Origin of the sequence: Streptomyces canus (genome assembly GCF_001514145.1) — a bacterium.
GTDB lineage: Bacteria > Actinomycetota > Actinomycetes > Streptomycetales > Streptomycetaceae > Streptomyces > Streptomyces canus.
The window spans coordinates 437,940-461,162 of record NZ_KQ948663.1; the positions used below are offsets into that span (position 1 = coordinate 437,940).

At 72.8% G+C, this 23,223-nt stretch carries 19 protein-coding genes; 10 read left to right on the forward strand and 9 right to left on the reverse strand.

The genetic code is table 11. The annotated features are described in order from the left end of the window. Positions 1-7: 7 nt before the first annotated feature. The gene (locus AQJ46_RS26810) at positions 8-775 is read right to left on the reverse strand and encodes a glycerophosphodiester phosphodiesterase (protein ID WP_059208006.1); all 768 of its coding nucleotides are present in this window, start codon (positions 773-775) and stop codon (positions 8-10) included. After that, on the reverse strand, positions 772-1,461 hold the full coding sequence (yczE, locus tag AQJ46_RS26815) for a membrane protein YczE (RefSeq protein ID WP_225887402.1): 690 nt from the start codon (positions 1,459-1,461) through the stop codon (positions 772-774). The genes AQJ46_RS26810 and yczE overlap by 4 nt, the downstream gene beginning before the upstream one ends. A gap of 64 nt (positions 1,462-1,525) precedes the next feature. On the opposite strand from yczE, the gene AQJ46_RS26820 reads away from it, so the two are divergent. Continuing rightward, positions 1,526-3,025: an SCO1417 family PLP biosynthesis transcription factor gene (locus tag AQJ46_RS26820; RefSeq protein WP_059208008.1), complete on the forward strand. Its 1,500-nt coding sequence runs from the start codon at positions 1,526-1,528 to the stop codon at positions 3,023-3,025. Between the two features lie 79 nt (positions 3,026-3,104). Here the strand turns inward: AQJ46_RS26820 and AQJ46_RS26825 are convergent, their stop codons facing one another. After that, positions 3,105-4,739: an ATP-binding protein gene (locus AQJ46_RS26825; RefSeq protein ID WP_059208009.1), complete on the reverse strand. Its 1,635-nt coding sequence runs from the start codon at positions 4,737-4,739 to the stop codon at positions 3,105-3,107. Positions 4,740-4,779: 40 nt separating this feature from the next. Continuing rightward, on the reverse strand, positions 4,780-4,974 hold the full coding sequence (locus AQJ46_RS26830; protein ID WP_007380617.1) for a hypothetical protein: 195 nt from the start codon (positions 4,972-4,974) through the stop codon (positions 4,780-4,782). Positions 4,975-5,189: 215 nt separating this feature from the next. Here AQJ46_RS26830 and AQJ46_RS26835 point away from each other — a divergent pair, with 215 nt between their 5' ends. From AQJ46_RS26835 to AQJ46_RS26855, 5 genes are all read left to right on the forward strand, one after another. Then, on the forward strand, positions 5,190-5,582 hold the full coding sequence (locus AQJ46_RS26835) for an ankyrin repeat domain-containing protein (protein WP_057614100.1): 393 nt from the start codon (positions 5,190-5,192) through the stop codon (positions 5,580-5,582). Between the two features lie 301 nt (positions 5,583-5,883). After that, positions 5,884-7,302: a HEAT repeat domain-containing protein gene (locus AQJ46_RS26840; RefSeq protein ID WP_059208010.1), complete on the forward strand. Its 1,419-nt coding sequence runs from the start codon at positions 5,884-5,886 to the stop codon at positions 7,300-7,302. A gap of 188 nt (positions 7,303-7,490) precedes the next feature. After that, positions 7,491-8,624, forward strand: coding sequence for a glycosyltransferase family 4 protein (locus AQJ46_RS26845; RefSeq protein WP_059208011.1), 1,134 nt, complete (start codon positions 7,491-7,493; stop codon positions 8,622-8,624). Next, positions 8,621-9,784: a glycosyltransferase gene (locus tag AQJ46_RS26850; RefSeq protein ID WP_059208012.1), complete on the forward strand. Its 1,164-nt coding sequence runs from the start codon at positions 8,621-8,623 to the stop codon at positions 9,782-9,784. The genes AQJ46_RS26845 and AQJ46_RS26850 overlap by 4 nt, the downstream gene beginning before the upstream one ends. A 13-nt stretch (positions 9,785-9,797) precedes the next feature. After that, positions 9,798-10,664 carry an SGNH/GDSL hydrolase family protein gene (locus AQJ46_RS26855; RefSeq protein WP_059208013.1) on the forward strand — a complete coding sequence of 289 codons (867 nt, stop codon included), beginning with the start codon at positions 9,798-9,800 and terminating at the stop codon, positions 10,662-10,664. 60 nt (positions 10,665-10,724) lie between these two features. Here the strand turns inward: AQJ46_RS26855 and AQJ46_RS26860 are convergent, their stop codons facing one another. Genes AQJ46_RS26860 through AQJ46_RS26880 form a run of 5 tightly spaced genes read right to left on the reverse strand, consistent with a single transcriptional unit; the run spans position 10,725 to position 15,091 of the window. Beyond that, positions 10,725-11,594 carry a 5-oxoprolinase subunit C family protein gene (locus tag AQJ46_RS26860; protein WP_059208014.1) on the reverse strand — a complete coding sequence of 290 codons (870 nt, stop codon included), beginning with the start codon at positions 11,592-11,594 and terminating at the stop codon, positions 10,725-10,727. After that, positions 11,591-12,202 carry a 5-oxoprolinase subunit PxpB gene (pxpB, locus tag AQJ46_RS26865; protein WP_059208015.1) on the reverse strand — a complete coding sequence of 204 codons (612 nt, stop codon included), beginning with the start codon at positions 12,200-12,202 and terminating at the stop codon, positions 11,591-11,593. Before pxpB ends, AQJ46_RS26860 begins: the two co-directional genes overlap by 4 nt. Further along, positions 12,199-12,957, reverse strand: coding sequence for a LamB/YcsF family protein (locus AQJ46_RS26870; protein ID WP_059208016.1), 759 nt, complete (start codon positions 12,955-12,957; stop codon positions 12,199-12,201). Before AQJ46_RS26870 ends, pxpB begins: the two co-directional genes overlap by 4 nt. A 20-nt stretch (positions 12,958-12,977) precedes the next feature. Then, positions 12,978-13,799: a putative hydro-lyase gene (locus AQJ46_RS26875; RefSeq protein ID WP_059208017.1), complete on the reverse strand. Its 822-nt coding sequence runs from the start codon at positions 13,797-13,799 to the stop codon at positions 12,978-12,980. Next, the gene (locus AQJ46_RS26880) at positions 13,796-15,091 is read right to left on the reverse strand and encodes an MFS transporter (protein WP_059208018.1); all 1,296 of its coding nucleotides are present in this window, start codon (positions 15,089-15,091) and stop codon (positions 13,796-13,798) included. The genes AQJ46_RS26875 and AQJ46_RS26880 overlap by 4 nt, the downstream gene beginning before the upstream one ends. A 130-nt stretch (positions 15,092-15,221) precedes the next feature. Between AQJ46_RS26880 and AQJ46_RS26885 the strand changes: the two genes are divergently transcribed. From AQJ46_RS26885 to AQJ46_RS26900, 4 genes are all read left to right on the forward strand, one after another. Then, positions 15,222-15,914: a GntR family transcriptional regulator gene (locus tag AQJ46_RS26885; protein ID WP_059208019.1), complete on the forward strand. Its 693-nt coding sequence runs from the start codon at positions 15,222-15,224 to the stop codon at positions 15,912-15,914. 132 nt (positions 15,915-16,046) lie between these two features. Beyond that, a complete protein-coding gene (locus AQJ46_RS26890) occupies positions 16,047-17,576 on the forward strand; it encodes a hypothetical protein (protein WP_059208020.1) in 1,530 nt (509 codons plus the stop codon). Positions 17,577-17,607: 31 nt separating this feature from the next. After that, positions 17,608-18,486 carry a hypothetical protein gene (locus tag AQJ46_RS26895; RefSeq protein ID WP_059208021.1) on the forward strand — a complete coding sequence of 293 codons (879 nt, stop codon included), beginning with the start codon at positions 17,608-17,610 and terminating at the stop codon, positions 18,484-18,486. Positions 18,487-18,523: 37 nt separating this feature from the next. Next, complete coding sequence (locus AQJ46_RS26900; RefSeq protein WP_059208022.1) at positions 18,524-23,218, forward strand: hypothetical protein; 4,695 nt, start codon at positions 18,524-18,526, stop codon at positions 23,216-23,218. Positions 23,219-23,223 lie beyond the last annotated feature (5 nt).

Consider the following 23,223-nt stretch of genomic DNA (forward strand, 5'->3'; position numbering starts at 1 on the left):
GGACGGGTCAGACCCAGACGCCCCGCTCCTCCATGACCTTGCGCAGTGTGTCGATGTGATCGGTCATGATGCCATCGACGCCCAGGTCCAGAAGCCGGTGCATGCGATCGGGTTCGTTGATGGTCCACACGTGCACCTGCAGCCCGCGCGCGTGGGCTGCGCGCACGAAGCGGTGGTCGACCACCTGGATGCCGGACTGGGCCTCGGGCACCTGGGCGGCGACGGCCGAGCGGCGCAGTGCCGCCGGGACGCCCCACGAGCGCAGCCGCAGGTTGAGCACACCCCGGGTGCCGTACGACGTCGCCAGGCGTGGGCCGGCCAGCCGCTGGGCGCGCATCACGCGCGCCTCGGAGAACGAGCCGACGCAGACGCGGTCCCAGGCGTCGGTGCGCTCGATGAGGTCCAGGAGCGGCTGGAGGGCGGGCCCGGCCTTGATGTCGACGTTCCAGCGGGCCTCGGGGAAGGTCTCCAGGAGCTCCTCGAACAGCGGCACCGGTTCCTTGCCCGCCACACGCGCGTGCCGCACGTCCGCCCAGGGCAGGTCGGCTATCCGGCCCGCCCCGTCGGTCACCCGGTCCAGGGTCGCGTCGTGGAAGGCGACCAGCTTGCCGTCCACGGTGGCGTGGACGTCGGTCTCCAGATACCGGTAGCCCGCCTCGATCGCCCGCCGGAACTGGAACGCGGTGTTCTCCAGGCCGTCCGCCGCCCCGCCCCGGTGGGCGAAGGGGATGGGGCCGGGGTGGTCGAGGTAGGGGTGGCGTATCCGCGAGGTCACGGACGCAGTATCGCTCCCCGCGGTTGCCCGGTGGCAACGACCGTGCTGCCGTCGGATGCCGGGAGGACGGCGAACACGCGCAGGAAGAGCTGGGCGAGAGGACCGATGGACACCGCGTAGAGGACGGTTCCGATGCCGATGGTGCCGCCGAGGACGAATCCCGTGACCACGACGGTCACTTCGACGGCGGTCCGCATCAGCCGGATCGAGCGTCCCGTCCGCCGGTGCAGCCCGGTCATGAGGCCGTCCCTGGGGCCCGGACCGAAGTCGGCGGCGATGTAGAGGCCGGTGGCCACGCCGTTGAGGACGATGCCGGCCAGCAGGAGAGGGATCCGTACGGCGAGACCGTGCACCTCGGGGACCGTGGCGAGGGTGGCGTCCATGGCGATACCGACCACGAAGACGTTGGAGACCGTGCCGAGACCCGGCCGCTGACGCAACGGGATCCACAGGAGCAGTACCGCCGCGCCCACGATGATCGACACGACACCGATGGACAGGTCCGTCAGCCCGGCGAGGCCCTGGTGCAGCACGCCCCAGGGCTCGAGCCCCAGGCCCGCCTCGACGAGCAGCGCCGAGCTGGCCCCGTAGAGGGCGAGCCCGGCGTACAGCTGGATCAACCGTCGTCCGAGACGACTCTGCGTGGACAAGGCGGGTCCCCCAGTGGTGGTAGTGGCCTGATGCATGACACCCTGTGGCTCGGGATGACACGCCATCCATGGCCAATTCGGGGAAGGTGGACTGATTTCAGTGGCGCAGTGGACCTCGGCGGTGGGTGCGGCGCAGCTCGCCCGGCTGCTCAACTCCCAGCAGGACCGTCCGGCGGGCCCCGGCACGCGCCGCCCGCCGGCCTACCGCGCGCTCGCCGACGGCATCCGCCTGCTGGTCCTGGAGGGCCGTGTTCCGGTGGCCGCCCGCCTGCCCGCGGAACGCGAACTGGCGCTCTCCCTGTCCGTCAGCCGTACGACCGTGGCGGCGGCCTACGAGGCGCTGCGGGCCGAGGGTTTCCTGGAGTCCCGGCGCGGTGCGGGCAGCTGGACGGCGGTCCCGGCCGGCAATCCCCTCCCGGCGCGCGGCCTCGAACCCCTCCCGCCCGAGGCCCTCGGCTCGATGATCGACCTGGGCTGCGCGGCACTGCCCGCGCCGGAGCCGTGGCTGACGCGGGCGGTGCAGGGGGCCCTGGAGGAACTGCCGCCGTACGCCCACACGCACGGCGACTACCCGGCCGGACTTCCGGCCCTGCGGACGATGATCGCCGAGCGGTACACCGCGCGCGGAATACCGACGATGCCCGAGCAGATCATGGTCACCACCGGGGCGATGGGCGCGATCGACGCGATCTGTCATCTGTTCGGGGGCCGGGGCGAGCGCATCGCGGTGGAGTCCCCGTCCTACGCGAACATCCTTCAGCTGATGCGGGAGGCGGGCGCCCGGCTCGTGCCCGTCGCGATGGCGGAGGGGCTGACCGGCTGGGACGTGGACCGCTGGCGGCAGGTGCTGCGGGACGCGGCGCCGCGGATCGCCTACGTCGTCGCCGACTTCCACAATCCGACCGGTGCGCTGGCCGACGAGGACCAGCGGCGGCGGCTGGTGGAGGCGGCAAGGTCCGCGGGGACCGTGCTGGTGGCCGACGAGACGATGACCGAGCTGTGGCTGGACGAGGACGTCTCCATGCCGCGGCAGGTGTGCGCGTTCGACCCGGCCGGCTCGACCGTGGTCACGGTCGGCTCGGCCAGCAAGGCGTTCTGGGCGGGAATGCGCATCGGGTGGGTGCGGGCGGCGCCGGACGTGATCCGCAGCCTGGTCGCCGCGCGGGCCTATGCCGACCTGGGCACGCCCGTACTGGAGCAACTGGCCGTGAACTGGCTGTTCAGCACCGGCGGCTGGGAGCAGGCCGTGGAACTGCGGCGCGGACAGGCCCGGGAGAACCGGGACGCGCTGGTGGCGGCGATGCGCAAGGAACTGCCGACGTGGGAGTTCGAGGTGCCGCAGGGTGGCCTGACGCTGTGGGTTCGGGCCGGGGGGCTGTCCGGCTCGCGGCTGGCGGAAGTCGGCGAGCGGGTGGGCGTGCGCGTGCCGTCGGGACCGCGGTTCGGGGTCGACGGGGCCTTCGAGGGCTATGTGCGACTGCCGTTCACCGTCGGGGGAGCGGTGGCCGATGAGGCCGCGGCGCGGCTGGCCGCGGCGGCGCGGGTGGTGGAGAGCGGCGGGTCCGGGGGCGGCGAGGCGCCGCGTACGTTCGTTGCGTGAACGGAGCGGGCGGGAAGGGGCGCGGGGAACTGCGCGATCAGCCCCCACGCACCCGCAGCCGCCCGAGAACCGCTGAGGGTCACGGTGCTTCCGCGGGCACCGCTTCCGGCTCCGCCTTCGAGAGGACCGGCACTGCCTCCGATGGGGCCGCTTCCGGCTCGGCTTCTGGCTTGGCCTCGGAGGGGGCCGTCTCCGCGTCGGCCGGAGTCGTCCGCGCCGGCAACAGCGCCAGCACCGCCTGCCGGTCCGCCTCGCTCGTCGCGTCGTCGTACGGGTCCGGAGTCGCCGGCACCTGGAGACGATGGACCGGCCCCGTCCCCAGGCGGGCGTACCCACGGCCGGGCGGGACCTGCGCGGCCGGGGTCGTGTGCGGGGGCGCCCCCAGGAACGCCTCCAGCTGGTCCGGTGTCGCCGGGCCCAGCACGACACGCGCGCGCGTGTGCTGCCGTACCGGATCGCTCAGCGCCTCCGCGCTGTCGAACTGATCGGCCACCACCACCGTGACATTCGCCGCACGGCCGTGCCGAAGGGGGACCTGGAGGAAGGACTGCGGATCCTTGCGGCCGTCCGCGGCGGCCAGATGGGTGAAGGCGCTCGGGCGGTCGAGGAGGATCCACAGCGGGCGCTTGATGTCGTCCGGCGAGGGCCGGCCGGCCTGACGGGCCCGGTTGGTCGCGATGAGACGGCGCTCCGTCTCGGTCGCCGCCCACTCCAGGCTCGCCTGTGCTCCCGCCAGTCCGCCCTCGACCGCGAGGACCCCGTCCCGCCCGGTCAGGCACGCGTACTCGGCGGTGCTGCCGCCCTCGACGATGACGACATCGCCGTACTGAAGGGCCTGGAGCGCGATCGAGCGCAGCAGGGTCGAGGTGCCGCTGCCCGGCTGGCCCATGACCAGCAGGTGCGGCTCGGTGGAGCGGATGCCGGTGCGCCAGACGACCGGCGGGACGTCGCGCTGTCCGTCGCCGAAGCCGAGCGGCAGGGTGCGCTGGACCTGGGTGGGGTCGGTGAAGCCGAGGACCGTCTCGCCCGGGGCGGTGACGAAACGCTGGGCGGCGATGTCGGTGGGCAGCGGGGCGAGGACGGTCACCGTGAGCTGGTTGCCCTCCTCGTCCCAGGTGAAGTGGTACTCGCGGCCGCGGCCCGACTTGGCGTGCAGCAACTGCTCGACGCGGGCGCGGGCCTCGGCGTCGCCGTCGGTGAAGTACGCCGGGTAGCAGATCAGCAGGTGGGTGATGCGACCGGTGCCGTCGAAGTCGTACGCGGGGAAGGCCTTCTCCCACTCGCCGCCGTGCGCGTACAGCGGGGCCGGGTCCTCTGCCGCCGAGAAGTACGGGACGAGCGCTTCGTACAGCGACTGGAGGCGCTGTGTCTGCGACTCGTCGGGTCCTTCCGGCTCCGACGGCTTGCGGTCCCGGCCCTGCCAGGCCGCCGCCGCCATCAGGCTGATGACGGCGAGCAGCGGACCGTACGGAACGAGCGCCACGACCAGGACCACCGAGGCCACCAGGAAAAGCAGCGGCCCGCGCCTGTCCTTGGGTGCCTCGGCCCACTTGCGCCGCCCGGCCGAGGCCAGCCGGCGCAGACCGCGTGTCATCGTGATCAGCGGGTGGAGGACGTCGGTGGCGCTGTCGGCCGCCGTCCGGGCCAGCTCCCGGCTCCGGGCGATCTGCGCGCTGCCTGTGCTCAGGATGCGGGGGAGGGGGCGGCGGGCCACTGCGGTCTCCTGGAGGTGCGTACGGACGGGAGGGGCGGCGTCAGAACTTGATGCCGCCGAGGAGGCTCGCCAGGCTCTCGCCGCCGGCCTTGATGCTCGGGGCGATGGCGGTGCTGGCCAGATAGAAGCCGAACAGCGCCGAGATCAGCGCGTGCGAGGCCTTCAGCCCGTCCTTGCGGAAGAAGATGAAGACGACGATGCCGAGCAGTACGACACCCGAGATGGAGAGGATCATTTGGTGCTCCTGGTTCGTGGGGACAGTCACCATGAGTACTTCCAGGATCACAGCATGTATCCATACGACAAAAGGTGCAAATGGTTGAATTTTCCGTGATTTCACTTGGTTGGCTGAGTCGTAGTGTCCTTACGTCCGGCACTTCGGGTCATGTGCCGCGCGAGCCAGTACCCTTGCGATTCACCTGAACGGTTGTATGAGAGGCGGATCGGCCGATGACTGAAGCCCCCGACCCCGAGGTCGTGGAGCTGGCGACCAAGATCTTCGATCTGGCCCGGCAGGGACAGACCGAAGCGCTTGTGGCGTACGTCGACGCGGGTGTTCCCGCAGGCCTCACCAACGACCGCGGGGACTCACTCGTGATGCTCGCCGCCTACCACGGTCACGCGGACGCGGTGCGTGCGCTCGTCGAGCGTGGGGCGGCGGCCGGCGGCGTCAACGACCGCGGGCAGACACCTCTTGCCGGGGCTGTCTTCAAGGGCTCCACGGACGTCATCAAGGCCCTGTTGGAGGGCGGCGCCGATCCGGCCGAGGGCACCCCCTCGGCCCTGGACACGGCCCGGATGTTCGGCAGGGCGGAACTGCTCGAACTGTTTGGCGCACACTGATCCGTATGTTCTGACCAGCGAAAACACTAATAACGGGGGAGGCGGTACAGGGCCGCCGAAATTTCGGTCGCGGCAGATGGAAGTGCCGAGTCATCATGACGTCGTGGTTCACGGACGTGATGGCAGGGCAGGTGATGCCGCACCGCGCGGACCGTGATGCGGGTCCGCATGGGCCACCGACGAGAGGCAGAGGAAGATGGCTTACAGCAAGCAGGAAACGGCGGGCGCCCCGACGTGTTGTCACGCGGCCAGGTAATGCACGTCCCCGGTTGCGTCGACGCTTGATGTGAGGCTGTTTCCCATGTTCGATCCGGTCATAGCGCCCAGCGGCACGCTGCTCGGCCTGCTCCAGCGGGGCCGCGGCGACGGCACCCTGCACGCGCTCACCGCCCCGCGCGCCGAGGCGCTCGCGGCCCTGAACCACTGCGTGCTGCGCGATCCCCGCCACGACTGGCAGGTGGAGAACCGCTCGCTGTATTACGCCCGTCTTTTCCTCGACCTCAATGGCGAGCTGGACGAGATCGAGACGCACCTCTTCGAGGTGGACGACGTCTTCGACACCGAGGAGTCGCGCACGGGCCTCGCCCTCGCCGTCCTCGGCCACCTCGCCTCCTACGGCAGGCTCGACGCGCTCGAACTGCTGCGCAGGTACGCCGCCTCGGGCTCCAACTGGGCCTGGGCACTGGACGAACTGGCGCTGCGGGACGACGACGCCGGTCTGCGTGCCCTCGCCGCGCCCGTGCTCGCGCGCTTCGCCACCGATCCCGAGGGCGAGGCCGAGCTGGCCGCGGTCGTCCGCGACGCCTTCGAACCGAGGCCGTGGCGGCTGTGGGCCGACGATCCCCGCGAATCCGTCTCCACGCGTGTGCGTGCCGCTCAGGAGGCCGGCTGTTTCGACCGCTGGCAACGCCAGATGCGGCCCGCGGGGCCCCGCCCCGGGTGGAGCGTGCAGGCCGTCTTCGAGTGGGCCCAGCAGGGCGTCGAGCGGGGCGCCGCGCTGCATGTGCCCGCCGCCCGCTGTCTGTCCGCCGTCGCGGGCCCCGAGGACCGGCCCGAGATCCTCGCGGCGGCCAAGGACGGCACCGACGGGGCCCGGGCCACCGCTCTGCGCCATCTCGCCGACAGCAATGATCCCGTCGCCTTCGATCTGATCGAGTTGGCCGTCGTCACCGGCTCACCGGTCGTCGTGGAGGCCGCCCTCGACTCGTTCGAACGCATGCGCAGTATCGCTGCCGTCGACCGCGCGCGTGGCTGGGCCCGACGGCCCGATCCACTGGGCGCCGCCGCCGGGCGCATGCTCGCCTGCCTGGGCGGCGCCCAGGACCGGGACCTGGTGCTCGCGGCCCTCCGGGAGGCCGTACGGGGCGAGGGCCCCGACGCCCCCACCCTGTGGACCCTCGTCGACGGCACCGGACGCCTCGGCATCGCCTGTGCCGCGCCCGTGCTGCGCCACATCTACCGGGAGACGGCCTCCTCCCATCTCCGTGGCCGCGCCGCCCGCGCGCTCGCCGCCACCGACCCCTCGTTCGCCACCGGCTTCGCCGTCGAATGCCTCTGGGACTGCGAGGAGACCACCCGCGAGATCGCCGCCCGGCACGCCGAGACGGGAGACGCCCGGGTCGTCGAGCGACTGCGCCGACTGGCCGCCGATCCGGCCGAGGAGGCCGAGGTCCAGACGGCCGTCCGCAGCCGTATCGGACCGGACACCGCGGCCATGTGAAACGACCCTCGGGTGTGCACCTCCGGGCCCTGTCGCACCCGCCCGGTGAACTCGGGGTGACTCGCGGGTCAGGTCGGCATGGACGCCGCCTGACCTGCTCGGGTGTGCAGCGGAACGCTCACGGGACGTTCATCGCCGGCAAAGATCCACGTTGACGCGGCCACGTCCAGTGCGGCGAGAACACCCGTATGCGTGTCGTCATAGTGACCGAATCCTTTCCCCCCGATGTGAACGGCGTGGCCCACTGCGCGCTCCAGACCGCCCGGCACCTCGTAGATCGCGGTCACCTTCCGCTCGTCGTCGCGCCGGCCACCGCGTCCGGCCCCGTGCGCGGCGCGGACGCCCTCGCGCCGTGCCCCGTCGTCCGTGTCCCGTCCCTCCCCCTCCCGGGCTACCCCCAGGTCCGCGTCGCCCTCCCCAGCAGGCGCGTGGCCGCGGCGATCGTCGAGCACCGTGCCGACGTCGTCCACCTGGCCAGCCCCTTCGTCCTCGGCGTCCGCGGCATGGCCGCCGCCGCCCGGCTCGGCATTCCCGCCGTGGCCGTCTACCAGACCGACCTCGCCGGATACGCCCGCACCTACGTGCACGCGGGAGAAGCCGCCGCCTGGCGCCGTATCCGCTCCGTCCACGCCGCCGCCGACCTCACCCTCGCCCCGTCCAGCGCGTCCCTGCACGACCTCGAGGCGCACGGCGTGCCCCGGGTCAAGCTGTGGCCGCGCGGCGTGGACACCGTCCGCTTCCGCCCCGACCTGCGCGACGAGGCGCTGCGTCGGCAACTCGCCCCGAACGGCGAGATGATCGTCGGCTACGTCGGGCGGCTGGCGCCCGAGAAGCACATCGAGCTGCTGGCCGACGTGTGCCGTCTTGAGGGCGTCAAGGTCGTCGTGGTCGGCGACGGGCCGAGCCGGCCGAACCTGGAGCAGGCACTGCCCGGCGCCGTCTTCCTGGGCCGCCGCATGGGCGACGAACTGGCCCGGATCTTCGCCTCCTTCGACGTCTTCGCGCACACCGGCCCCTTCGAGACCTTCTGCCAGACCGTGCAGGAGGCCATGGCGAGCGGTGTGCCCGTCGTCGCGCCCGCCGCCGGCGGACCGCTGGACCTGGTCGCCCACGGGCGCACCGGGTTCCTCGTCCCGCCGCGCGACCCGGCCGCCGTACGGGACGCGGTGCGGTCCCTGGCCGCCGACCCCGAGACGCGCGCCTCGTTCGGAGCCGCCGCGCGGGCCATGGTCGAGGGGCGCACCTGGGCGGCCGTCGGCGATCAGCTGATCGGCCACTACGCCGCCGTGCTCACCGGCCGGAAGACGGCGGTGGCGGCATGAGCGGACAGTCGCTGCGGATCGTCCGCCTCGCCAACTTCGTCGCTCCCGCTTCGGGCGGCCTGCGCACCGCCTTGCGCGAGCTCGGCAAGGGCTACCAGGCGGCCGGACACGAGTCCGTGCTCATCGTTCCGGGCGACCGCGCGAGCGACCGCCTGACCGAGCAGGGAAGGATCATCACCCTGCCCGGCCCGCTGCTGCCCGGCACCGGCGGCTACCGCGTCCTCGCCGACAAGCGGCGCGTGGCCCGGCTCCTGGAGGAGCTCGCCCCCGACCGCCTGGAGGTCTGCGACCGTACGACCCTCAGGTGGACCGGCAAATGGGCCCGGCGCGCCCGCGTTCCCGCCGTGATGGTCTCCCACGAGACCGCCGACGGTGTGCTCCGCACCTGGGGCCTGCCGGAGGGAGCGGCCCGGCGTGCCGCCGACGCCCTCAACGTCCGTACGGCGCACACGTACGCGCGCGTGGTGTGCACCACGGAGTTCGCCGAGCGGGAGTTCGTGCGGATCGGAGCGCGCAACGTCGTACGGGCCCCACTGGGCGTCGATCTGGTCGAGCGGCATCCGGCGCTGCACGACGCGGGAATGCGGGGCCGTTACGCGCGCGAGGACGAGACGCTCCTGGTGACCTGCACCCGGCTGTCCGTGGAGAAGCGGCCCGGCACCGCGCTGGACGCCGTGGAGGAGCTCGTACGGCGCGGTCGGCGGGCGGTGCTCGTGGTGGCCGGGGACGGGCCGCTGCGACCGCGCCTGGAGCAGCGGGCCCGGGAGCGCGGGCTGCCGGTCACCTTCCTCGGGCACGTTTTTGACCGCGGGCTGCTCGGCGCTCTCCAGGCGTCCGCCGACGTGTGCCTGGCCCCTGGGCCGGCCGAGACCTTCGGGCTCGCCGCGCTGGAGGCCATGGCGTGCGGTACGCCGGTGGTGGTGAGCGCCTCCTCGGCCCTGCCGGAGGTCATCGGATCGGCCGGGGCCGTCGCCGCCGACCGGGGGGAGGCCTTCGCGGACGCCGTGGACATGCTGCTCGAACGTTCCGAGGCCGAGCGCCGCGGGATCGCACGCGCGCGTGCGGAGTGCTTCGGCTGGGACACGGCGGTGCGGGCGTTCCTCGCCGCACACGACGCGGAGGTCTTCCTACGGCGCTCCGTACCCGGAGGCGTGGCATGAGCGGGGGCGCGTCATGAGGGGCCTGCGTTTCGTCGCCCTTGGTGACTCGCTCACCGAGGGCGTGGGAGACCCGTTGGGGGACGGGTGGCGCGGCTGGGCCGCCTTGCTCGCCGACGGGCTCTCCCCGGCGGACGTGGACTTCACCAACCTCGCGGTGAGCGGAGCGCAGACCCGGGACGTGCTGGAACGGCAACTGCCCGCGGGGCTCGCGCTGCGGCCGGACGTCGTGTCCGTGGTCGTCGGCGTCAACGACACGCTGCGCTGCACCTTCGACATCCACGCCGTGGCCGCCCGGCTCGACACGGTCTACGCGGCCTTTCGCGCCCAGGGGGCGGTGCTGCTCACGGCGTGTCTTCCGGACCCGGGCACGATGCTGGGTCTGCCCGGGGCGTTGGCGAGGCCGCTGGCTCGGCGGCAGCGGGCGGTGAACGCCGTGGTGCACGCCCTGTCCGAGCGGTACGGAGCCCTGCACCTGCACGCCGCTGAGGGAGCCTGGACCACCGAGCGTGCGATGTGGAGCGCGGACCGGTTGCACCCCAGCGAACGAGGGCACCGGCAACTGGCCGTGCGGTTCCATGAGGTGCTGGTGGAGCGGGCGGTCGCGTCCGGAGCGGCGCCCTCGGCCGAGCCGGAGTTTCCCGTGCCCGCCAAGTCGGCGAGTCTGTGGTGGCTGGCCACGGCGGGGACGGGGTGGGTGGCGCGCCGGTGCACGGATCTGCTGCCGCAGTTGGTGACGTTGGCCGTGGACGAGATGCGGCACCGCGCGCGGGGAACGAGTGGGCGGCTCGACCTGCGGGCCGCGCACGCGGTTTCCATGGCGTTGGCCGCGTTGTCGGTGGCGTCGGGGGAGCAGCAGGTGGAGGCGGCTCGAGCGGTGTGATGGGTGCGGGCGCGTCGTGGGCGGCCGCGCAGTTCCCCGTGCCGCTGCGGGTCAATACATCTAGCGCCTGCGTACCTCTATGAAGCGCACCGGAGTCCCCGGTACCGCCTGAGCCACCGCTGGGAGGTCCGTCTCGCGGACCACTCCGATCACCGGGTAGCCGCCGGTGGTCGGGTGGTCGGCCAGGAAGACCACCGGTCTGCCGTCGGGTGGGACCTGGACAGCGCCCAGGACCATGCCCTCGCTGGGGAGTTCGCCGGTGAGCCTCCGCTCCAGGACGGGCCCCTCCGTGCGCAGGCCGATCCGGTTGCTCGCCGAGGACACCTGGAATGTGCGGGAGGTGAAGGCCCGTACCGCTTCCGGGGTGAACCAGTCGTCCCGGGGGCCCAGTGTGACGCGCAGGACCAGTTCCGCGGGGGGTGCCGGCTGCGGCGCCGTGTCCACGCGCGTGTGGAGAGAGCTCGGGGTGCCCAGGGGCAGCACCGCGCCGTTCGTGAGAGGGGCCGGGCCCAGGCCCGACAGGAGGTCCGTGGAGCGGCTGCCCAGGACCGGCTCCACGATGATTCCGCCGGACACGGCCACGTAGCTGCGCAGCCCTGAGAGGGCCGTTCCGACGGTCAGCAGTGCTCCGGCCGGCACGCGTACGGGTGCGCCCCAGGCTGCCGGGCGGCCGTCCACCGATACGTGGCAGGGGGCACCCGTCACGGCCACGGTGACCGTCGAACGGGGGCGTACCGCGCAACCGTTGAGGGTGGTCTCCAGGACGGCTGCCTCGGGGCGATTGCCGACCAGACGGTTCGCGAGCGCCGCGGCGGGGCCGTCGAGGGCGCCCGAGCGGGGCACGCCGAGGTGGGCGTGGCCCGGGCGGCCCCGGTCCTGGACCGTGGTCAGGGCCCCGGACCGGACGACGGAGAGGGCGCGGTCCGTCATGCCGCACCCACGAAGCGCACCCGCGTACCCGGCGACAGCAGCGCGGCCGGCACGCGCGCGTGGTCCCACAGCACGGCGTCCGTGGTCCCGATGAGCTGCCAGCCGCCGGGCGAGGAGCGCGGGTAGACGCCGGTGTACGGGCCCGCGAGCGCCACCGAGCCCGCCGGGACGGCCGTACGGGGGGTGGCCCGGCGTGGGACGTCGTAGCGGGCGGGCAGGCCGGTGAGGTAGCCGAAGCCGGGGGCGAATCCGCAGAAGGCGACGGTGAATTCGGTGCCGGCGTGGATGCGGGCCACCTCCTCGGGAGAGACGCCCCAGTGCGCGGCCACGTCGGCCAGGTCGGGGCCGTCGTAGCGCACGGGGAGTTCGACGACCTCACGCGCGCGTGGGGGAGCGGACGGTATCTCGGACGCGGTGAGTTCGGCGGCCAGGCGGGCCGGGTCGGTGAGGCCGTCGAGGAGGACCGTGCGGGCCGCGGGAACGATCTCACGGACGGACAGCGAGCCCTCCGCGCGGCGCCGCACGAGCTCCGCGTGCAACGCCCGGGCCTCGTCGCCCGAGGACACCTCGACGAGCAGGGCGGCGTCTCCGACCGGGAGTGCCCTCATACGAAGGCCTCCACCCGGACGCCCGACGTCTCCAGCCGCTCCCGGACCCGCCGGGCCAGCTCCACCGCGCCCGGCGTGTCCCCGTGCAGGCACAGGGACCGGGCCTCGACCTCGATGCGGGCGCCGGAGCGGGTGGTGACCACGCGGTCCCGGGCCAGACCGAGCGAGCGTGCCACGACCGCCTCCGGATCGATGACCACCGCGCCCTCCTGGCCGCGCGGGACCAGCGTGCCCTCCTCGGTGTACGCGCGGTCCGCGAAGGCCTCCGTGACGCCCTCCAGGCCCGCCTTGCCGGCTGCCTCCAGGAGGCGTGAGCCGGGCAGGCCGAGCACGGCCAGCGTGGTGTCCGCGAGGAGCACGCCGTCGACGACCGCGGCGGCCTGCTCCTCGTCGTGGACGACCCGGTTGTAGAGCGCGCCGTGCGGCTTGACGTACGACACACGCGTGCCCGCCGCCCGGGCGAAGACCTCCAGGGCGCCGATCTGGTAGGCCACTTCGGCCGTCAGTTCGGCGGACGGCACGTCCATCGCGCGCCGCCCGAACCCCGCCAGGTCCCGATAGGAGACCTGCGCGCCGATCCGCACCCCCCGCGCGGCCGCCAGCTCGCACACCCGTCGCATGGTGGCCGCGTCCCCGGCGTGGAACCCGCAGGCCACGTTGGCGCTGGTGACGACGGACAGCAGTTGCTCGTCGTCGGTCAGCAGCCAGCGGCCGAAGCCCTCGCCGAGGTCGGCGTTGAGATCGATCGTCGTCATGGAAGCTTCGCGTCTCCTACTCAGGCCACTCGGTACTGCTCGTCGCGGGCGTCCGTGAGGAACATCTGCCCGGGTGCGTGGGTGAGGGCGAACGGCGGGCGCGAGGCCATCACCGCGGCCTGCGGGGTCACTCCGCAGGCCCAGAACACCGGGATGTCGTCCGGTTCGGCCTCCACCGGATCGCCGAAGTCGGGGCGGTCGAGGTCGTCGATGCCGAGCCCCGAGGGATCGCCGCAGTGCACAGGGCTTCCGTGCACCGCAGGGAGGAGACTGCTCTCTCTCAGCGCGGCTGCCAGGTGCTGCGGCGGCACCGGACGCATGGACACCACCATGGGGCCGTGCAGCCGCCCCGCGGGGCGGCACTGTCGACTGGTCACATACATGGGAACGTTCCGTCCCTGCTCAATGTGCCGGATCGGGACGCCCGCCTCGGAAAGTGCCCACTCGAAGGTGAAGCTGCACCCGATCAGGAACGAAACGAGGTCGTCGCGCCAGTACGCGCGCACGTCCGTCGGCTCGTCCACCAACTCGCCGTTCTCCCACACCCGGTAGCGCGGGAGATCGGTGCGCAGATCGGCGCCGTCCGCGAGGACGGTGGTCCAGTCACCGGCGTCCGTGACGTCGAGGACCGGACAGGGCTTGGGGTTGCGCTGGCAGAACAGCAGCATGTCGTACGCCCAGTCGGCGGGCACCGAGATCAGGTTGACCTGGGTGTGGCCGGCCGCGACTCCGGCGGTGGGGCCCGTCAGGCCCGCGCGGAAGCGGGTACGCGCCTGGGCCGGGCTCCACGCGTGCGCGTGCTCGTCCACGAGGGTCAGGGGACGGTCTTCCGTACGGTTCACGCGAGTTCCTTCCCACGGGTCTCCGGCAGCCCGAGCAGGGCCAGAGCGGCGATGCCGTAGCCGATGGCGCCGAAGACCAGCGCCCCGCCCACGCCCCAGCTGTCGGCGAGGAAACCGACGGTGGTGGGGAAGACCGCACCGACCGCGCGGCCCGCGTTGTACGTGAAGCCCTGTCCCGAACCGCGCACCGCCGTCGGGTACAGCTCGCTCAGATAGGAACCGAAGCCGCTGAAGATCGCCGACATGCAGAACCCGAGGGGGAACCCGAGGACCAGGAGCCAGGTGTCGGCTCCGCTGGGGATGTTGCCGTACGCCACGATGCAGACGGCCGACAGCAGGGCGAAGAGCCAGATGTTGCGCCGCCGGCCCAGGCGGTCGGTGAGGTAGCCGCCGGTCAGATAGCCGAGGAAGGCGCCGGAGATCAGGAACGTCAGATAGCCGCCCGTGCCGACGACCGACAGTCCGCGGTCGCTCTTGAGGTACGTCGGTACCCAGGTGGCCAGGGTGTAGTAGCCGCCCTGGACCCCGGTGGACAGCAGCCCCGCGAAGATCGTCGTACGCAGCAGGTCGGGCTTGAAGATCGCGGCGAACGAGCCCTTCCCGGCGCTCTTCTCGCGCACCGCGATCGCCTCGGGGGCGTCCTGGACCTGGCGCCGCATCCAGACGACCAGCAGTGCGGGCAGCGCGCCGGTCCAGAACATCACGCGCCAGGCCGTGTCGGCGTCGAAGACCGAGAAGACGAGCGTGTACACGATCGCGGCCAGTGCCCAGCCCACGGCCCAGGAGCTCTGGATCGCGCCCAGGGTGCGGCCCCGGTGCTTGGCGCTCGCGTACTCGGCGACCAGGATCGCGCCCACCGCCCATTCGCCGCCGAACCCGAGACCCTGGAGGGCGCGGAAGACCAGCAGTGACTCGAAGTTGGGCGCGAAGCCGCAGGCCACGGTGAAGATCGCGTACGTGACCACGGTGATCATCAGCGCCCGGACCCGGCCGGCCCGGTCGGCCAGCACCCCTGCGAGGGCTCCGCCGATGCCGGAGGCCAGCAGGGTGACGGTGGTGAAGAGACCGGTCTGGCCGCTGTCCAGACCGAAGTAGGCGGCCAGCGCGACCATGCTCAGCGGGAGCGTGAAGTAGTCGTAGGAGTCGAGGGCGTAGCCGCCGAACGCGCCGGCGAAGGCGCGGCGGCCGCGCGGACCGAGAGCGCGGAACCAGCCCAACGCCCCGTCTTCGGTGGGGCGTTCGGTCGCTGTGGGGTGATCGGTCAGGGCCTGTGGGGGCGGGGTCGTGCTCATGGGCACCTCGCAGAAGGGGGACGGAGGATGCGGAGTTGAGCCGTGCGGTGTAGAGCACCGTAGAGGATCGTTCAACGATCCTTCAATACCCGTGTTGTTTCGTTCTCGTGTCTGCGGTTGAATTCCGGGCATGGCAGAGCAGCTGAGCGGACTGGCCGACGACCGTGCCCTCCTGGGCCGCACGAGCACGGCCGAGCGGGTCTCGGACATCCTCAGAAGTCGCATCGCCGAGGGGTATTTCCCGCCGGGGACGCGGCTGTCGGAGGACAGCATCGGAGGGGCGCTGGGTGTGTCCCGCAACACACTGCGCGAGGCGTTCCGCCTGCTCACGCATGAGCGCCTGCTCGTCCACGAGTTGAACCGAGGCGTGTTCGTCCGGGTCCTGGCCGTCGAGGACGTGGAGGACATCTACCGGACCCGTGCCCTCGTGGAGTGCGCCGTCGTCCGCGGGCTGGGCGAGCCTCCGTACGCCCTGGACGAGCTGGCCGAGGCTGTCGTGGAGGGGCAGCGGGCGGTACGCGAAGGTGACTGGAAAACGCTGGGCACGGCCAATATCCACTTCCACCGGGAACTGGTCGCCCTCGCGGGCAGCGACCGCACCGACGAACTGATGCGCAGTGTCTTCGCCGAACTGCGGCTCGCCTTCCATGTCGCGGACGACCCCAAGGCCCTCCACGAGCCGTACCTGGCCCGCAACCAGCAGATCCTCGGAGCGCTTCAGGCGGGCGACAAGGGTGAGGCCGAAAAGCTGTTGGCGGTGTATCTGCGCGACTCGCTGGAACGAGTGGTCGATGTATACCTGCGCAGGGTGAGCGCCCCCTAGGGGCGCGGGGAACTGCGCGACAAGCCCCCACCGGCCTGCCGACGCGACACAACCGGTGGTCCCCCGTCCAACCGCCGGAGGCGATCCGCACGGTTTGGGGAGTTGTCAGACCGAGGACCTAGTCTGTGCACCGTGACTTCGCCTGCGACGACGGACAGCGTTCCGCCCCAGTTCAGCGCGGGGCCGCGCCCCGCACCGGGCCCGGCCGCCGACGAGGGACTGGCGCGGCGGCTGCGCGCGCTCGCCTGCACCGCGCCGCTGCACGACCTCGACACCCGCAAGGCCAACCTCGCGGGTGAGTACTCGGTTTACGGCATGGCGGAGGTGGCCCTCTCCGCCATCGACCTGGTCACCCTGAACATGGACTTCGACACCGGCGCCGACCACGACCAGATAGTCGCTCGCCTCATCCCGCGCATCGCCGCCCAGGCCCCGCAGCGGCCCGTCGCCGAGCACGAGCGCGTGGCCCGCTGGGTCCTGGAGAACCTGATCAACGTCGGCAGCGTCGACCGCGGTTTTCGCGCCGTCTACGGCACTTTCGCACCGGACGGGACCTACGTCCGGCGTGACTACGACTTCAAGCTGATCGAGGAAGTTCCGGGGCCCGGCGGCTCGGTGTATCTCCGGACCACGGACGAAGCGGTCAACGTCCTCGTCGGTGCCCTCGACACCGACGTCACCAGCGCCCAGATCGCCGCCGAGGTCAAGCTGGAGGTGCTGATCAGCCGCGGCCGCCTCGCCGACGCCCAACTCGCCGCCGAGCAGGCCCGGTACCGGACCGTGCAGTACTCCGAGACCCTGCGCAGGGCACTGGACGCCACCCGCCGCAATGTCCGGGCCGTCGACTGGCTCAACTCCGTGCCCGACATGATCGCCGAGGCTCTCGACCACGTCGCCGACCGGTACCGCCACGAGAACGCGATCCTGACCAACATCCGCAAGGCGCGGGACGAGTCCGAGGACGCCGAGCAGAAGCGGCGGGCCGCCGAGCTCGTGGACATCGTCAAGGACTGCATCCGGCGCCACACCCAGCTCCAGTCCCGGCTCCTCGAAGCGGGGCCGCTGTTCCGCGCCGAACAGGACCGGCAGGCCTTCGCCACGCCGATGACGACGTCGGGGATCGATCTGTACGGCCACCTCGTCGCTCCGGTGCTGCCGCTGCCGTTGGAGCAGGCCACCCGCGTCACCGACGCGTTCTTCGCGCGCGGGACCGGCCTGCGCACGCCGGTGTCGGTCCGGGTGGGCGATCTCGTCGACATACTGCTGACGCCGCCCATGGAGCGGGAGCACCTGGGCGCGGAGATGCCGGAGCCGGACCTCATCGCCACGCCGGACGACAGCCGGTTCAGCGAGGAGCAACTCGCGTCCGCGAAGGAGCTGCTGGACCTGCCGGCCGACGCCCCGCGACGACTCTCGGGACTGCTCGCGGAGGCCCGCAGGACCGGTGGCTTCGATCTGGCCTACCTGGTCGCCCTGTTGGCGGTCCACGCGGCGAGCCCCGCCGTCGGCACCGCCTACCGCCAGGGCGAGCAGAAGCTGCTCTTCGCGGTGGACGACGGAACGGACCTGGACGATCCGGACTTCGGTGGCGCCGACCTCATCGTCGGCACAGCCCTGCTGGACGCCGTGGGGATGGCGGCGGACCGGACGGAAGCAGCATGAGTGAGCAAGAGCGTGACAAGGAGCCCCAGCCGTGAGTGAGCATGTCGAGTGGAGCGAGTCGGAGGCCCCGACCCCGTCGGCGCCCGCCGCCGTCACCCCCGCCGACGCCGCCGACGCCGCTCGGCTCGTCGCCTTCGGACTGCAGCCCAAACTGCAGCCCGCGCGGGACCAGGAGTACGCCGAGCTGCTGCGGCGCTACCGGGAGGACCCCCCGTTCGCGCGGCTCGCCGACGCAGTCGCCGCCGGACTCGGTCTGGTCGTCCTGGAAGTGTCCCCGCGCGCGGGCATGGCCGTGACCGCCGCCGAGGACTCCGTGTTCGCCGTCCGCATGGGGGACTACGCGCGTCGTACGTCCGCCGACGGCGGGGACCGGTTCCTGCACGGCCTCGCCCATCTCGCCGTGGCCGCCATGGCGTTCCCCCGGCCCGAGGACCTCGCCGACGACGGATACATCGGGCGCGTCTCGGTCAACGGCGTCGACGCCTTCGTACGCCAGGCCTGCCGACGCCTGGAGGAGCGGGCCGAGGAGGTCGGCGAGAACACCGACCCGGCCACGGACGCGCCGGGCCTCGAGGCGGCCTGGCGGATCTGGGCCAGACGCAGCGCGGCCGGCGCGACCAAGGACGCGCGCCGGCTCGCCGGGTCCACGACCGGCATCGTGGGCAAGGCGGCCGCCTTCCTCACCGACTCCGGGTTCCTGCAGCGCACCGGGGACGACAACGGCGGTACCTACCGGACCACGGCTCGTTACCAGCTCCAGGTGCGGGACATGGCCGGAAGTGCCGCCATGGCCGAGCTCCTCGAACTGGGGGTCGTCCCGGTCACCGACGGCACGCCGACGCTGCTGCCGCCCGAGGACCGCGACGACCTGGAGCTGGCGGCCGATGCCGGGCTGCCGTTCCACTCCTGAACTTCCCTGACCTGCCGAAGACTTACGAGAGTCCGCCATGTACGAGCTGTCCCGGGTCCGCCTCTACTCCATCGGTCCTGCCGGTGCGCGCTACGCCGACACCGTGCTTGACCTGCGCGGCGTCGGCGCGGAAGTGCCCGACCCCGCGCCCACCCAGGCGGAGTTCTTCGAGGAGGAGCCCGTCGGCCCGCCCCGTCGGCCCGCCCCGGCCGGAGTGCTCTTCCTGGAGAACGGCGGCGGCAAGTCGGTGCTGCTCAAACTGATCTTCTCGGTGATGCTGCCGGGCCACCGGAACACGCTCGGCGGTGCCAGCTCCGGTGTGCTGCGGAAGTTCCTGCTGGCGGACGACTGCGGGCATGTGGCCCTGGAGTGGCAGCACACCCTCACCGGCGAGTGCGTCGTCGTCGGCAAGGTGAGCGAATGGCGGGGGCGCCAGGTCTCCAACGACCCGCGGAAGTTCGCCGAGGCCTGGTACTCGTTCCGGCCCGGACCGGGGCTCAGCCTCGACAACCTGCCCGTCGCCGAGTCCACCGCCGTGCGGCCGCCCGCCGAGGGCCAGTCGGCCGCACAGGGCCGTCGCCGGACCATGAAGGGCTTCCGGGACGCCATCACCGAGGCGGGCAAGGCGTATCCGCATCTGGAGGTGCACTGGGAGGAGATCCACGACCGGTGGATCGAGCACTTGGGCGACCTCGGCCTGGACCCCGAGCTCTTCCGCTACCAGCGGGAGATGAACGCCGACGAGGGCGAGGCCGCCGGCCTCTTCGCGGTGAAGAAGGACTCCGACTTCACCGACCTGCTGCTGCGTGCCGTGACCGACACCCGAGACACCGACGGGCTCGCCGACCTGGTCGGCGGATTCGGCAACAAGCTGGGGCGACGCGCCGAACTGATCGCCGAACGGGACTTCACCGCAGGGTCCGTAGACCTGCTGGGCCGGATCGTAGAGGCCGCCGAGGCGCGCTCACGCGCGCGCGACATCCACGCGGGCGCCGAACGCCGCACCCGGACTCTGGCCCGACGGCTGTCCGCGCGAGGCGTCCAGGAGCGGGTGCGGGCCGCCGACCTCGCCCAGCGGGTCACCGCTGCCGCGTACGCCGTCACCCACGCCGAGGCGGGCCGGGAGCGCAGTGCGCTGATCGCCGCCGAACTCGCCTACCGGCACGCCTCCCTCGCGCTCGCCGCCGCCGAGAAGTCGGCCGCCGCCCAGAAGCGCGAACTCGCCGAAGCGCGCACGCTGCACTCCGCCTGGCAGGCCGCCGAGGCCGTCCTGCGCCACCGTGCCGCAGCCGACCGCATCGCGCGCGTGGCCGCCGCCATCCAGGAGGCCGAGCGGGACGCGGCCCCCGCGCTCGCCGCCCGGGCCAAGGCCGCCGTCGATCTCGTCCGGGCTCTGCACGCGGCCGCCGAGAGCGCCGAGGCCCTCGCCAACGAGGAGGAGGAGCGGTCCGCAGCCCTCCAGGAGGTCGGCGAGTCCGCCTACCGGGACTCCACCTCGGCCGCGACCGAGGCACAGCGCGCCCGCAGCGAGATCGGGCATCTGCGCCAGCGGCTGAGCGAGGTCGAGCAGGAGACCGCCGAGGCGGTCCGCGCGGGCTGGCTCGACGACAGCGCACCCGACGCCGACCCCGCCCGCGCGGCCCTCGCCGCGAGCGACGCCGAGAAGACCGCGGTCGCCGCCTGGGACACCGCCCGCGAGGCCTCGCACCGCGCCGCCGAGCACGCGCGCGAGGCAGCCTCGGCCGAATCCCGCGCGGAACTCACGGCCGCCCGCGCGGAGGACGCGGCCACCGCGGCCGCGCGGTCCTACGAGGCCGAGCGGCGGCTAGCCGAGGGGCTGGCCCGCGAGGAGCGGCTGGCGGAGATCCTGAGCCTGACCGGGGCCTTCGGGGGAGTGCCCGGCCCGCGGACGACCGCCGAGGGCACGAAGGCCAACGGCCCGGCCGGGCGCGAGGGTGCCGGTGCCGGACAGGGCACCGACCCGCACGCCGGCTCCCCGGGTGCTTTCGCCGACGACGGTCTGAACCCCGAGGACCTCGACCGATTCGCCGACGAACTGCGGGAACTGCTCGACGACTCCGTCTCCTCCGCCGAACGCCAGCTCTTCGAGCTGCGTACGGCCGCCGCCGACGATGCACGGATCCTCGGCGCGCTCGGTGACGGCGGGCTGCTGCCGCCGGGACCGGACGTGCTGGCCACGGTCGAGTTCCTCGGTGAGAACGGCATCCCCGCCCTGCCCGGCTGGCGCTATCTCGCCCAGGCCGTCGACCCCGCCGACCACGCGCGCGTGCTGGCCGCAAGGCCGGAACTGGTCGACGGCGTGATCATCACCGACCCCGACACGCACGCCCGAGCCCGCGAGGTCCTGAACGACGCGGCACTGCTTCCCCGGTCCGCCGTCGCCGTGGGTACGGCGGCTGCCCTCCTCGCACCCACTCCGGCCCCCGAGTCGGACACGGGGGACGTCTTCCTCGTACCGCCGAACCCGGCCATGCACGACGAGCATGCCGCCGACGAGGAGCGCCAGGCGCTGCGCGGCCGGGCAGGCGAGCGGGACGAGGAGATCCGGTCGCTCGCGGCCCGCCTCGCCAAGGACCGTGAACTGTCCGCCCGGCTCGCCTCCTGGCGTACCGGCTGTCCGGCCGGCCGCCTCGTCGAGCTGGCGCAAGCCGCCCGTGACACACGCGCGTTCGCCGAGGAGTCGGAGGCCGAACTGGCCGAGGCACGCACCGTGCGGGCCGAGGCCGACGAAGCCGCCGCCGAGGCCGCGCAGACGCGCGACGAGCGGCAGGAGGCCGCACAGAAGGCCCGGCGCGCCGCCGACGCCCTCGCCGGGCTGGCCTACCGACTGCGTGAACGGGCCGGCTGGCAGGTCAAGCTGCGCGAACTGGCCGACGAGGCCACCGAGTCGGAGGCCCGCGCCCAGACCTGTCTGGAGCGCGCCCGCGCCGCCGACGAGGACCGGCGCGGTGCCCAGCGGGCCGCCGACGACGCCCGTCGCACCGCCCGCACGCTGCGCGCCGAGCGCGCCGAGATCGCGGGCGCCCCCGACGACGTACCGGACAGTGACCCGGACGCCTCCAAGGCGTCCCTGCCCGCGCTCCGCGAGGCCTATCGGGCTGCCTCCCAGCTGTACGAGAAGGTGGGTGTCGGTGCCGACCTGCGGGCCGAACAGGCTCGGGCGGAGAGCGACGACAGCGCGGCCCTGGCCGAACTGGACCGGCTGAGCAACAAGGTCCGCACGCGCGCGGCGCAGTTGCTCCAGTCGCCCGACGGGTCCGACGGGCCCTCTCGGCAGGCCGCCGCTGCCCGTGCGGAGGAGCTGGTGCAGCTCCTGGAGACCCGTGTGTCGACCGCGAGCGAGCAGCTGGGGCGGTTGCGCGGCGAGGCCGAGCGGCACGCCCCCGAGGACGGCGAGGCGCACACCGAGCTGTCGCCGGAGCTGGAGCCACGCGACGCCGAGCACGCACAGGCGCTGCTGCGTACGGCCACCGCCGAACTCGCCTCCCGCACCGAGGCGTTGGCGCAGGCCCGGGAGGCACACGCGGATCTGCTCGGCTCCCACCGAGCCGCCGAGGACGCGGCGGGCGGCTTCGACGAGATCGCCGCGATGCTCCGCGACCTGCTGCGCGAGCACCCCATGGAGGACGAGCAGGAGGATCCGGAGCCGTATCCGGGCAGCCCCGAGGAGGCTCGTCAGGCCGCCGCCGAGGCCCGCCGGTCGCTGCGTGGCTGCGCCGCCGACCTCTCCACCGCCGAGGCCGCCGTGCGCGAGGCAAGCGACGTACTCGTCCGGCACGCCAACTCCACGCGCTACGAGCAGGTGCGTACCCCCGCGCGGCAGCAGATCCGCGAGCTGCCCGCTTCCGCGCTGCCCGAGCACGCGCAGAAGTGGGCGGACGCCTTCGCGCCCCGACTTCGGGTATTGACCGACGAGTTGGCCCAGCTGGAGCGGAACCGGGACTCGATCGTGGACCGGCTGCGGGGGCTCGTGGAGTCCGCCCTGGCCACGCTCAGGTCGGCCCAGCGGTTGTCCCGGCTGCCCGAGGGGCTCGGCGAGTGGTCCGGGCAGGAGTTCCTGCGGATCCGCTTCGAGGAGCCCGACCAGGCGACCCTGACCGAGCGGCTCGGCGAGGTCATCGACGAGGCGACCCGGGCCGCCGTGAAGAAGAACTCCGATCTGCGGCGGGACGGAATGTCCCTGCTGCTGCGGGGAGTCGCGGCGGCGCTGCAGCCCAAGGGCGTGGCCGTGGAGATCCTCAAGCCGGACGCCGTGCTGCGCGCCGAGCGCGTGCCCGTCGGGCAGATGGGCGATGTGTTCTCCGGCGGCCAGCTCCTCACCGCGGCCATCGCGCTGTACTGCACGATGGCGGCCCTGCGCTCCAACGACCGGGGCCGGGACAAGCACCGGCACGCCGGCACGCTGTTCCTGGACAACCCGATCGGCCGCGCCAACGCGACATATCTGCTGGAGCTCCAGCGGGCGGTGTCGGACGCGCTGGGTGTCCAACTCCTGTACACCACAGGCCTGTTCGACACGACGGCGCTCGCTGAGTTCCCGCTGGTCATCCGCCTGCGCAACGATGCCGACCTCAGGGCCGGCCTGAAGTACATCAGCGTGGAGGAACATCTCCGCCCGGGCCTGCCCCAGCAGCCTCAGGCGGGCGAGGCGGTGCGCAGCGAGATCACGGCGACCCGGATGTTCAAGCGTCCGGCGCCGGTGACTCCGTAAGGAGC

Bases quoted from the DNA above. Each gene is read 5' to 3' on its own strand.
- AQJ46_RS26870 (WP_059208016.1), bottom strand. From the start codon at position 12,957: ATGACGACGATCGATCTCAACGCCGACCTCGGCGAGGGCTTCGGCCGC.
- pxpB (WP_059208015.1), bottom strand. From the start codon at position 12,202: ATGAGGGCACTCCCGGTCGGAGACGCCGCCCTGCTCGTCGAGGTGTCC.
- AQJ46_RS26845 (WP_059208011.1), top strand. From the start codon at position 7,491: ATGCGTGTCGTCATAGTGACCGAATCCTTTCCCCCCGATGTGAACGGC.
- yczE (WP_225887402.1), bottom strand. From the start codon at position 1,461: ATGCATCAGGCCACTACCACCACTGGGGGACCCGCCTTGTCCACGCAG.
- AQJ46_RS26855 (WP_059208013.1), top strand. From the start codon at position 9,798: ATGAGGGGCCTGCGTTTCGTCGCCCTTGGTGACTCGCTCACCGAGGGC.
- AQJ46_RS26840 (WP_059208010.1), top strand. From the start codon at position 5,884: ATGTTCGATCCGGTCATAGCGCCCAGCGGCACGCTGCTCGGCCTGCTC.
- AQJ46_RS26885 (WP_059208019.1), top strand. From the start codon at position 15,222: ATGGCAGAGCAGCTGAGCGGACTGGCCGACGACCGTGCCCTCCTGGGC.
- AQJ46_RS26900 (WP_059208022.1), top strand. From the start codon at position 18,524: ATGTACGAGCTGTCCCGGGTCCGCCTCTACTCCATCGGTCCTGCCGGT.
- AQJ46_RS26850 (WP_059208012.1), top strand. From the start codon at position 8,621: ATGAGCGGACAGTCGCTGCGGATCGTCCGCCTCGCCAACTTCGTCGCT.
- AQJ46_RS26860 (WP_059208014.1), bottom strand. From the start codon at position 11,594: ATGACGGACCGCGCCCTCTCCGTCGTCCGGTCCGGGGCCCTGACCACG.
- AQJ46_RS26835 (WP_057614100.1), top strand. From the start codon at position 5,190: ATGACTGAAGCCCCCGACCCCGAGGTCGTGGAGCTGGCGACCAAGATC.
- AQJ46_RS26880 (WP_059208018.1), bottom strand. From the start codon at position 15,091: ATGAGCACGACCCCGCCCCCACAGGCCCTGACCGATCACCCCACAGCG.
- AQJ46_RS26830 (WP_007380617.1), bottom strand. From the start codon at position 4,974: ATGATCCTCTCCATCTCGGGTGTCGTACTGCTCGGCATCGTCGTCTTC.